This is a genomic window from Roseateles chitinivorans (genome assembly GCF_002761755.1).
In the GTDB taxonomy this organism is placed as follows: domain Bacteria; phylum Pseudomonadota; class Gammaproteobacteria; order Burkholderiales; family Burkholderiaceae_C; genus Roseateles; species Roseateles chitinivorans.
Genome location: NZ_PEOG01000064.1, coordinates 22626 through 33067 on the forward strand (window position 1 = coordinate 22626; position 10442 = coordinate 33067).

Consider the following 10442-nt stretch of genomic DNA (forward strand, 5'->3'; position numbering starts at 1 on the left):
TAAGCGAGATAGTTGCTCTATGCAACGGTATCTAAGCTCATTGCCATGAGTCGGATCCGTTCGTCCAAGACCGTCGCCGAGCCGCCCGGCGCGTCGCTGCTGCCCGTTCCCGGGCTGGACTACGGTGTGCTCGACGAGCTGCTCGGCTATGCGTTGCGCCGGGCACAGGCCGCGTTGTACGTGGACTTCCATCGCGCCACCGAGGGCCTGGACGTGAGCCCGCCGCGCTTCGCGGCGCTGGTGCTCGTGGGTCGCAATCCCGGCATGCGGCAGGGCCTGCTGGCGCAGGCGATGGGCCTGCACCGCAGCGGCGCGCTGCGCCTGACCGACTGGTTGACCACCCGCGGCTGGGTGGAACGCCAGGACGACGCCGACGATGCCCGCAGCTGGGGTCTGTTCCTCACGGCGGCCGGCAAGCGCAAGCTTGCGGAGATCGAGCGCCGCGTGCGTGCGCACGACGAGCGCCTGATGCGCGGCCTGGGCGACCGCGCCGCGTCGCTGAAGGCGGACCTCGAACGGCTGGCCGCGACGGCGGCGGCCAACAACAACGACGACGGAGACAAGCGATGAACGACCAAGATCGAAAGCTCACCCGGCGCGATGCCGGCCTGCTGCTCGGCGCCGCGATGGCCGGGTGGGCCGGCCCGCTGCGCGCGCAGACCGCGGCGATGCCGCGCATCCTGGTGGGCTTTCCCGCCGGCGGCTCCACCGACGTGGCCGCGCGCCGGCTCGCGGAGGCTTGGCGCGGCCGGCTCGCCGAGACGGTGCTGGTCGAACAGCGGGTCGGCGCGGGTGGACGGCTGGCGGTGGCGGCGCTCAAGGACGCGCCGCCTGACGGCGGCACGATGCTGCTGAGCCCGTCCTCGATGTTCACCATCTATCCGCATGTTTATCGCCGACTGGCCTACAAGGCGGACAGTGACGTGCTCGCCGTCTCGCCGATCTGCAACGCGACCTGCGGCTTCGGCGTCGGACCGATGGTGCCGGCGTCGGTGAAGACGCTGGGCGACTTCGTCGCCTGGGCCAAGGCGCATCCGGAGCAGTCGTCCTATGCCTCGCCCGCCGCCGGCGCGATGCCGCACTTCCTGGGCGACCAGTTCAAGCGCGCCGCCGGCATCACGCTCGCCCATGTGCCATACCGCGGCGCCGCCCCGGGGCTGCAGGACCTGATGGGCGGACAGATCGCCTCGGGCTGCTTCATCCTCGGCGACTTCCTGCCTCACCTGGCCAGCGGCCGTCTGCGCATCCTGGGCGTGACCGACCATGAGCGCTCGCGCTTCACCCCCGAGGTGCCGACCTTCGCCGAGCAGGGATTCAAGGGCATCGTCGGCGTCGAGAGCTATGGCCTCTTCCTGCCCTCGAAGACGCCGACCGCCGTGGTCGACAAGGTCTTCGACCTGATCCGCGTCGCGCTGCGCGAGAAGCAGGTTGTGGACGGCCTGGCCAAACTGGGCTTCGAGCCGCTGGCGATGGCGCCGGCGGACTACACCCGTCGGCTGGCCGCCGAGCGCGCGCAGTGGGGGCCGATCGTGCAGGCTTCCGGCTTCTCCTCCGACGACTGAGCGAGCCGCCGCCAGGCGAAGAGCGCCAGCGGGATCGCCAGCGCCGACAGCGCCAGCGCGAGCCCGCCGGCGGCGCTCCAGCCCCAGTGTTCCACCACCGCGCCCATCAGCGGCGGACCGAGCAGGGCGCCCGAGGCACCGAACTGGGTCAGCCGTCCGCTGGCCAGCGCGAGGCGCTCCGGCGTGCGCGCGGCCAGCGGCAGCAGCGCGAAGACCAGGCTCGGGAACACGCCCGAGGCCGCGTTGACGCCGATCGCGAGCAGCGCCTGCAGCGACGCCTGCCCGCCGTCGCGCAAGGCGGCGAGGAACAGCAGGCCCGACAGTCCCAGCGACACCGCCATGCCCACCGCGATGGCGGGCGACAGCGCGCCGCGACGTTTCAGCAGCCATGCGCCGATCGCGCTGGCCGGCACGTTGGCGAGCGCGGCCGCGGCGGTCCACCCGCCGGCCGTTCCCAACGGCATGCCGCCTTGGGTGAGCAGGCTCGGCAGCAGTGCCAGCAGGCCGACCTCGGCGATCGCATAGGCACCGAAGGCCGCCACCAGCGCCCACAGCAAGGCGCCGGTCGCGCCGGGGCCGCCGGACGATGGCCGCGGTGTCGGCGCTGTCGCGGCCTCGTCCTCGGAAACCGCGCGCAGGCTCACCCACAGCAGCAGCCCGCCTGCCACGCTCAGCGCCTGCGCGGAGCGCCAGCCGACGGCGCCGGCCGCCTGCGCGTAGGCCCAGGCCCCCACGGCCATGCCCACCGGCACGAAGGTGCTCCACAGCGCCATCGCGGCGGCCTGGCGCCGGCCCTCGGACTCGCGGGCGATCAGCACCGGCGCCGCCACGACGATCGCGAGATAGCCCAGGCTCTCGACCAGCCGCGCCAGCGCCAGCGTCACCAGGTCCTGCGCGAAGGCGGCGGCGGCAGCGCCGAGGGCCAGCGCGAGCGCCGCCGCCGACAGGCTGGACCGCAGGCCCACTCGCGGCAGCCAGCGTCCGGCGATGCCGCCCAGCGTCGCGCCGCAGACTTCCAGCAGCGAGGTCAGCGCGGCCATGGCCGCCAGCCCGAGCTGGAGTTCGCGCGCGATCGGCGGCGACAGCGCCGCCAGCTTGCCCAATTGGGCCGCGGCGAACACGCCGCAGAGGTAGTACAGCAGAATCCTCATGTCGGCCCTCCCGTGCCGATCCCGCCGACGCGATGCGCGCCGACCTCCGTTGTCCTTGGTGGCCTCGGCTTCCCCGCCCCGGACGCGACCGCTTCGCCACCGCCTTCTGACTTGCCTGTGCCCGCGCCATGAATGATTCGCCGCTGTTGTCCTGCGATGCTCGCCAGCTCGGCCGCAGCCTGCGGCTGTGGCGCTCGCTGCGTCGCCTGAAGCAGGGCGCGGTCGCGGCGGAGATGGGCGTCTCGCAGACGACCGTGTCGCGCTGGGAATCGGGAGGGGCGGCGCCGTCGCTGGACGAGCAGCAGGCGCTGCGCCGGCTGATGGCCGCGCGGCTGGACAGCGCGGCCGACTTCGAACTGGGTCGCCTCGTCGAACGCGCGCCGGTGCCGGTGCACCTGATCTGCGACCTGAGCCACCGGCTGCTGGCGATGTCCCGCGCGCGCGAGCGGCATTGCAGGCTGCCGCGTGCCGAGCTGCTCGGCCGCGCGCTGTGGTGCTACGCCACGCCCGAGATCGTGGCGCAGGAGGCGCGGCTGGACGCGCTGGGCTGGTACGAGCCGGCGCCCGGCGCGGTCGAGTTCGACACCGGCGCCGCCACCGACCAGGACATGCCCATCCTCCGGAGCCGGATGCGATGGGTGCGCTTCCAGCTGTCGGACGGCAGCTTCGTGCGGCTCGTCGAGACCCTCCCGGACCTGCCGCCGGTGACCTGACGCAAGCATGTCCGCCACGCTACGGACTGGCGCCGCCAGCGTCCACGAATAAAAGATTCCGCAGAAGCGACGGGGGCCTCCGCGCGTTCGTTCTTCCTCTCCGGTGGGTCTTCAGCGCGGCATCAGCCGCAGCCGCAGGGGCGTGGCCGGGCGCAGCGTGATGTTGAGCACCGGCTCCGGCGCTGGCGCCTCGGGCACCGGCGCGAGCCGATACCGCTGCAGCACCATCGCGGCGACCAGCGTGATCTCCATCAGCGCGAAGTGGCTGCCGAGGCACACCCGGGGCCCGGCACCGAACGGCATCCAGGCGCCGCGCGGAATCTCACGATGCCCGGCCGCCGGATCGAAGCGCTCCGGGCGGAAGGCTTCCGGCTCCTCGAACCAGCGCGGGTCGCGCTGGATCAGGCCCGGCGTCAGACGCAGCATCGCCCCGCGCGGCAGCCGCAGGCCGGCGATGTCCAGTGCCTGGATGGTCCGGCGCGAGAACAGCGCCGGTGCCGGTGGATACAGCCGCAGCGTCTCCTTGATGCACAGGCTCAGCCAGGGCAGCCGCGTCAGGTCCGCCGCTCCGGGCTCCCGACCGCCGAGCACCGCGTCCACCTCGTCGGCCGCGTGCCGCTGGGCGTCGGGGTGGGCGGCCATGCACCAGCCCCACCAGGTCAGCGCGGCGGCGCTGGTCTCATGGCCCGCCAGGAAGGTCGTCATGCATTCGTCGCGCAGCGCGGTGTCGTCGAGCGGCTCGCCGCGCTCGTCGCGCAGCGCCATCAGCATCGCCAGCAGGTCGTCCGGCGCCGGCCTGCCTTGGCGGGCCTGCGCGCGCCGCGTCGCGAGGTGGCCGCGGATCAGCCCGTCCAGCGATCGCAACGCCCGGCGCTTGCCCCGCTTCCAGGGCGCCCATAGCGGCGCGCTGACCGGCACGTACATCTCGCCCATCGCGACCTTGCCGAGCTCGTGCACGGCCCAGGCCGTCTCGGCGACCGCCGCATCGCCATCGCCGGCGGAGAACAGGGTCCGCAGGATCACGTCCATCGTCAGCAGGGTCATGAGCGACTCGAAGTCGAGGACCTCTGCGCGGTCCTCGTTCGAGCCGACGCCTGCGGCGGGCAGGCGCTCCAGCGCGCGGCGGGCGGCGTCGACCATCAGCGGCACGAAGCCGGTCACCCGCTGCGGCGAGAAGCCCGGCTGCAGCAGCCTGCGCTGGCGCTGCCATGCCGGCCCCTCGGCCACCAGCACGCTCTGGCCGTGCGCATCGGCGAAGACCGCGGTCGCGCGCTCCCAGCGGATCATCCCGTCGTGGCCGGCGATCAGCAGTTCCCGCACATGGTCCGGATGGAAGAAGCAGAAGTCGTCCAGGCCGAGCAACCGCTGGTGGACCACGTCGCCGTAGCGCTGCTGCAGGTGGCGGAGGTGACCGAGGTAGTCACGGCGCAACGCCAGGACTTCGGGCAGTCCACCCCAGCGGGTCGGTGGACCGGGGACGGGGGCGGGAATCGGCAGGACGCGGCTCATGGCGCGCATCCTGGCGGCGAAGGCGCGGGCCGTCTTGAATCGAAGCGACATGGCACCGGGCTTTCAGCGCCGGCGCCGCCAGGACGGCGCGGCCCGCCTAGACTGCGGCGCCATGGACGCAGCCCTCCACCCCGGCACCGTCGCGCGCCTGCGCATCCCGCCGCGCGCGCTGGAAGGCTGCGTGTACGCCTACCTCTGGCGCGATCTCGCCGCGGCCCGGGGCGCCGTCCCCACCGGTCTCACCGACGCGCAATGCCAGAGCTGGTTCCCCGCCACGCCGCTCTGCGGCCTGAGCTGGACGCTCGGTGGGCGCGTGCGTGAACTGAGCCTCGACGGCAAGCCGGGTGACTGGCTACCGGCTGGCGTGCTCGGCGGACCGCGCAGCGGGCCCCGGCGTTTCCAGTCGACGCCGGACGGCCGGGCTTTCATGGTCGCGATCCGGCCGGAGGCGCTCCAGGCGATGACGGGCCTGGACATCGGTGCGCTGAAGGACCGCATGGTGCCCCTGTCGGTCATCGGCGATCCGGACTGGCACGCGCTGGACGCGGCGATGCGAGAGGCCGGCGACGAGGCGACGGCCCGCCGCCTGCTCGAGGCCTTCCTGCTGCCGCGCTGGCGCGCGGTACGCGCGGCGGTGGTCGCCGAGGATCCGGCGCCGCGTGGCTACGCCGGCTGGATGCAGCGCCTGGCGCTGCGCGCGATCGCGGCCGGACACGGTCGCAGCGTCCGGCAGGCCGAACGCCGCATCAAGCAATGGAGCGGCCAGAGCCTGCGCGCACTGCGGCTGGTCAGCCGCGCCGAGGCGGCTTTCCACGAGGTGCGCCGGCTCGACGAGGACGACGACGCGGTGATCTGGAGCGCGCTGGCGCAGGACCATGGCTATGCCGACCAGGCCCACCTGTGTCGCGAGACCCGGCGGCTGAGCGGCTTCAGCCCGGAGGAACTGCGCCGCCGCGTCGCCGAGGAGGAGGCCTTCTGGGCCTACCGCGTCTGGGTCTGACCGACCGGCCCCAGCGCCGCGACGCCCTCGCCCATGGGAGGGCGAGAGAGCAGGGGTGAGGGGGCGTTCCCTGCCATCGAGGACAATCCGCCGATGGCTGTCCTCTCCCTCTCCAACGCCCACCTCGCCTTCGGCCATGTGCCGCTGCTCGACGGCGCAAATTTCTCCCTCGAAACCGGCGACCGGGTCGGCCTGATCGGTCGCAACGGCACCGGCAAGTCCTCGATGCTGAAGGTGCTCGCCGGTCTCGAGAAGCTCGATGACGGGCTGCTGCAGCTCGAGAAGGGCCTGACCAGCGTCTACGTGCCGCAGGAGCCTGAACTGCGCCCCGAGGCCACGATCTTCGACGTCGTCAGCGAAGGCGTCGCCGAGGCCAAGGCGCTGCGCGCCCGCTACGAGGCGCACGACGAGAACGACGATTTGGGCTGGGTCCAGGAGCGCATCGAGCAGATCGGCGCCTGGAACTGGGAACAGCGCGTCGACGAGACCCTGCACCGCCTGGGCCTGGACGGCGAGCGCCGGGTCGGCGAGCTGTCCGGCGGCCTGAAGAAGCGGGTGGCGCTGGCTCGCGCGCTGGTCGCGCAGCCCGATGTGCTGCTGCTGGACGAGCCCACCAACCACCTGGATCTGGACGCGATCCGCTGGCTGGAGGAGTTGCTCAACGGCTTCAAGGGCTCGCTGCTGCTGATCACCCACGACCGCGCCTTCCTGGACAACGTCGCCAACCGCATCGTCGAGCTCGACCGCGGCCAGCTGCGCGGCTACCCCGGCAACTTCGCCGCCTTCCAGGCCGCCAAGGCCTACGAGCTGGAGAACGAGGCGCTGGCCAACGCCCGCTTCGACAAGCTGCTGGCGCAGGAGGAGGTCTGGATCCGCAAGGGCGTCGAGGCCCGCCGCACCCGCAGCGTCGCCCGCGTGCAGCGCCTGCATGAGATGCGCGCCGAGCGCCACGCCCGCCGCGATGTGCAGGGCAAGGTGCGGCTGGACGTCGCCACCGGCGAGTCCAGCGGCAAGATCGTCGCGGAGCTGGAGAACGTCTCCAAGCGCTTCGGCGACCGGGTGATCGTCGACGGCTTCACCGGCACCATCCTGCGCGGCGACAAGGTCGGCCTGATCGGTCCCAACGGCGCGGGCAAGACCACGCTGCTCAAGATGATCCTGGGCGAGCTGCCGCCCGACAGCGGCACGGTGCGCCTGGGCACGAAGATGACGGTCGCCTATTTCGACCAGATGCGCGATGCGCTCAACCTCAACGCCACGCTGGCCGACACGATCAGCCCGGGCAGCGAATGGATCGAGATCGGTAACCAGCGCAAGCACGTCAAGAGCTACCTGGGCGACTTCCTGTTCTCGCCGGCGCGCGCCGATTCCCCGGTGTCCAGCCTGTCCGGCGGCGAGCGCAACCGGCTGCTGCTGGCCCGGCTGTTCGCGCGTCCGGCCAATGTGCTGGTGCTGGACGAGCCGACCAACGACCTGGACATCGAGACGCTGGAACTGCTCGAGGAATTGCTCGCCGAGTACGACGGCACCGTGTTCCTGGTCAGCCACGACCGGCGCTTCCTGGACAACGTCGTGACCTCCACGATCGTCAGCGAGGGCGCCGGCAAGTGGCGCGAGTACGAGGGCGATGTCGAGGACTGGCTGCAGCAGTCGCAGCGCGCGGCCGACATCAAGGCGCGCCAGGCGCCGGCCGCCGCGCCGGCTCCGGCGCCCGCTCCCGCACCGGCGCCCGTGGTCGCGACCAAGCGCAAGCTCAGCTACAAGGAGCAGCGCGAGCTCGACGAGATCCCCGCCCGGATCGGCGCGCTGGAGACCGAGCAGAAGCACCTGCAGGCGCTGCTCAACAGCACCGAGCTCTATACCCAGGGAGCCGCGCGCATCACCGAGGTGACCAACCGCGCCGCCGAGATCGACGACGAACTGCTCGCACTGATGGAGCGCTGGGAGATCCTCGAGGCGAAGTGAGCCGGCCCGACGGTCAGCCGCGGACGGTGAGCTCGCCCAGGCCCTCGTAGCGCGCGGTCACCCTCGCGCCCTTGGCCAGCTTCGTGGCGACTCGCCAGGAGCCGGTCGTCACGACGCTGCCGGCGGGCACCGTCTGCCCGCCGCGGGTGGCGATCTGCAGCCAGCCGGCGACCACCCAGGCCGGATCGTTCAGGCCATGGCCGCCGATGCCGCCCATCGGCGCCTGGCCCTCGACGGTCAACTCGCAGGGCTGGTTCGCCCAGTCGTGGCCCGGTTTCCAGGCCTGCCAAGGACCCAGCGCCAGCGCGCCGTGGGTCTGCGCATCGGCCAGCCGCAGGGTGTTGTCCGCCGCCAGGCCGCGCTGCCAGCGCGAGCCCAGCCATTCGACGGCGACGCACATCGCGTCGATGAGGTGCTCCGCCTGGCCGGGCACCAGCGCCGCGGCCATCTCGGGCGTCACATCCTGGCCCAGGCGCAGCGCGATCTCCGCTTCCGCGCCGATCAATGTCAGGTCGCCGAAGTCGCCGCCGTTGCGCAGACCACGCACCTCGCGTGCGCGCAGCGGCGGCAGCGGCGAACTGCCCAGCGCGCCCTCGCGCGAGGAGCCGCCGCATTTCCAGAACTGCGCCCGTCCCGGCTCGAGCCAGTCCAGGCGCCGTGCGAGCTCGGCCTGCGCCGCATAGGCGGCGGCTTCGTCGGGGAGCGACCAGGCGGTGTCGTCCAGCAGCGTGTCGTCGGACCAGGCCTGGGCGAGCGCCGCGCCCAGGTCGGCGGGAGAGGAGGAGCTAGGGATCGTCATGAGCGCGGATCTTAGGCGCCGCCGCTAGCATCCGGCCCGACAAGAACGCACCGTCAGGCGAGGTCCGCTCGACGCGGGACATGGCCAGGGAGGCCCCAGATGATCGATTGCTCCGGATCCGCGGCGCGCGCCGCCGTGCTGATCCTGTCCACCTTGCTCGCGGCCTGCGCGTCGCAGCCGCTCAATCCGTTCGGTCGCGCGTACGACGAAGAGAACCTGCTGCCGCCGGGCAGCCTCGGCGGCTGCAAGGGCACCTATGACGTCGCGCCCTACCTCGAGTTCGGCAGCAAGACGATGTATCCGGCCACGCAGCACATGAACTCCTACAGCGGCGATGTGGTCGTCGAGTTCCGCGTCGACGCGCAGGGGCGGGTGACGCCGTTGACGGCCGCCGAGGGGCCGGCCCGCTTGTTCATCAGCCACAACAACCTGGCCATGAAGGACTGGCGCGTGCGGCCGGCCACCTGGTGGGGCACGCCGGTCGAGGTGGTCTGCCGCCTGCGCCAGAGCTATCGGATCGTCGGCCCGTACGCGCCGATCCGCGACGACAACGAGCCGCCGCCCGAGCGGCGCTGACGGCACCGCTGGCGGCGCCGCTCGGCGCGAGGCGCTCAGCGCTCAGCGCTCAGCGCCGGAGCGCCTCGCGGGCGCGCTCCAGCGCGTGCCAGAACTTCGGGTCCTGCGAGGTCGCGAAGTTGATGCGCATCAGCGTGCCCGGCGTGCGCGTCGGGCTGAACAGGATGCCGGGCGCGATCAGCCAGCCCTGGTCCATCATCGCCGGCGCGAGCCGCTCGGTGTCCACGCCCACGTCGACCCAGCCGAACAGGCCGGCCGGCGTCGCGGCGAAGCGGCAGCCCGCGTCCTCGGCCAGCCGCACGCAGCGCTGGCGGGCCGTGGCCAGCCGCGAGGCGATCCGTTCCGCATGCTTGCGCAGCAGGCCCTGCTCCAGGCACAGCGCCACCGCGCGATCCATCAGCGGGCTGGTGGTCAGCGAGGCCAGCAGTTTGAGCTCGGTGAGCCGCGCCATGCGGTCCGCGCTGGCGGCGACGAAGCCGACTCGCCATGCCGGCGACAGCATCTTCGAAAAGCCCGAGACATAGATCGTGCGGCGCAGCTGGTCCAGCGCCGCCAGCCGCGGCGCATGGTTGGGCGCGAAGAGTGCGTAGGTGTCGTCCTCGACGATCAGCAGGTCGTGCTCATGCGCCAGTTGCAGCACCTGATGCGCATGCGCCAGGTCCAGCGTCGCGCCGGTCGGGTTGTGCAGCACCGACACCGTCACGTACATCCGCGGCCGGTGTTCCTCGATCAGCCGGCGCATCACGCCGATGTCCGGCCCCTGCGCGCCGCGCGGCACCGGCAGCAGCCGCATGCCGGCCTGCGACAGCCGGGCGTACTCGATCGCCCAGCCCGGGTCGTCGACCAGCACCGCGTCGCCGGGCTCGAGGAAGGCGCGGGTGATCAAGTCCAGGCCGTGGGTCGCGCCGACGGTGCTCATGATCTGGTCTGGCGCCGCCTGGATCGCGATGTCCAGCAAGCGCCGCGACAGCGCGCGGCGCAGGCGCTCGTCGCCGAGCGGCTCGCCGTAGCCGGACAGCAGCGCGTCGTCCGCGTTCGCCGCGAGCCGCCGCAGCGTCGACTGCAGCAGCCCCAGGTCCAGCCACTCCGCCGGCAAGGTGCCCAGGCCCGGCGAGCGCCGCGCGTCGGCCTGGAACATGCCGCGGATCAGCGCGCTCGCGTCGACCG

The 10442-nt window shown here is 72.5% G+C and carries 10 protein-coding genes; 6 read left to right on the forward strand and 4 right to left on the reverse strand.

Annotated features, from left to right (window positions below; genetic code table 11):
• Positions 1-45 precede the first annotated feature (45 nt).
• Both CS062_RS19840 and CS062_RS19845 read left to right on the forward strand, forming a co-directional pair.
• Positions 46-570 (forward strand): MarR family winged helix-turn-helix transcriptional regulator, encoded by a 525-nt coding sequence (locus CS062_RS19840; RefSeq protein ID WP_099863291.1) that lies wholly within the window; start codon positions 46-48, stop codon positions 568-570.
• Complete coding sequence (locus CS062_RS19845) at positions 567-1562, forward strand: Bug family tripartite tricarboxylate transporter substrate binding protein (protein WP_099863292.1); 996 nt, start codon at positions 567-569, stop codon at positions 1560-1562. The genes CS062_RS19840 and CS062_RS19845 overlap by 4 nt, the downstream gene beginning before the upstream one ends.
• Here the strand turns inward: CS062_RS19845 and CS062_RS19850 are convergent.
• Positions 1484-2713, reverse strand: coding sequence for an MFS transporter (locus tag CS062_RS19850; protein WP_099863293.1), 1230 nt, complete (start codon positions 2711-2713; stop codon positions 1484-1486). The genes CS062_RS19845 and CS062_RS19850 overlap by 79 nt on opposite strands.
• 128 nt (positions 2714-2841) lie before the next feature.
• On the opposite strand from CS062_RS19850, the gene CS062_RS19855 reads away from it, so the two are divergent.
• Entirely contained in the window at positions 2842-3426 is a 585-nt protein-coding gene (locus CS062_RS19855; protein WP_099863294.1) for a helix-turn-helix domain-containing protein, read from the forward strand.
• 111 nt (positions 3427-3537) lie between these two features.
• Here CS062_RS19855 and CS062_RS19860 read toward each other — a convergent pair whose 3' ends face one another.
• Complete coding sequence (locus tag CS062_RS19860) at positions 3538-4935, reverse strand: cytochrome P450 (protein WP_099863295.1); 1398 nt, start codon at positions 4933-4935, stop codon at positions 3538-3540.
• 112 nt (positions 4936-5047) lie between these two features.
• Between CS062_RS19860 and CS062_RS19865 the strand changes: the two genes are divergently transcribed.
• Positions 5048-5935: a helix-turn-helix domain-containing protein gene (locus CS062_RS19865; RefSeq protein ID WP_158238845.1), complete on the forward strand. Its 888-nt coding sequence runs from the start codon at positions 5048-5050 to the stop codon at positions 5933-5935.
• A gap of 93 nt (positions 5936-6028) precedes the next feature.
• The gene (locus CS062_RS19870) at positions 6029-7900 is read left to right on the forward strand and encodes an ATP-binding cassette domain-containing protein (RefSeq protein WP_099863297.1); all 1872 of its coding nucleotides are present in this window, start codon (positions 6029-6031) and stop codon (positions 7898-7900) included.
• A 13-nt stretch (positions 7901-7913) separates the two neighbouring features.
• Here the strand turns inward: CS062_RS19870 and CS062_RS19875 are convergent, their stop codons facing one another.
• Positions 7914-8699, reverse strand: a complete 786-nt coding sequence (locus CS062_RS19875) for a fumarylacetoacetate hydrolase family protein (protein ID WP_099863298.1) — start codon at positions 8697-8699, stop codon at positions 7914-7916.
• A gap of 99 nt (positions 8700-8798) precedes the next feature.
• On the opposite strand from CS062_RS19875, the gene CS062_RS19880 reads away from it, so the two are divergent.
• Positions 8799-9275 (forward strand): energy transducer TonB, encoded by a 477-nt coding sequence (locus CS062_RS19880; protein WP_099863299.1) that lies wholly within the window; start codon positions 8799-8801, stop codon positions 9273-9275.
• 49 nt (positions 9276-9324) lie between these two features.
• On the opposite strand, the gene CS062_RS19885 is transcribed toward CS062_RS19880, so the two are convergent.
• A partial coding sequence (locus CS062_RS19885; protein ID WP_099863300.1) for an aminotransferase-like domain-containing protein occupies positions 9325-10442 on the reverse strand: 1118 nt, incomplete at its 5' end.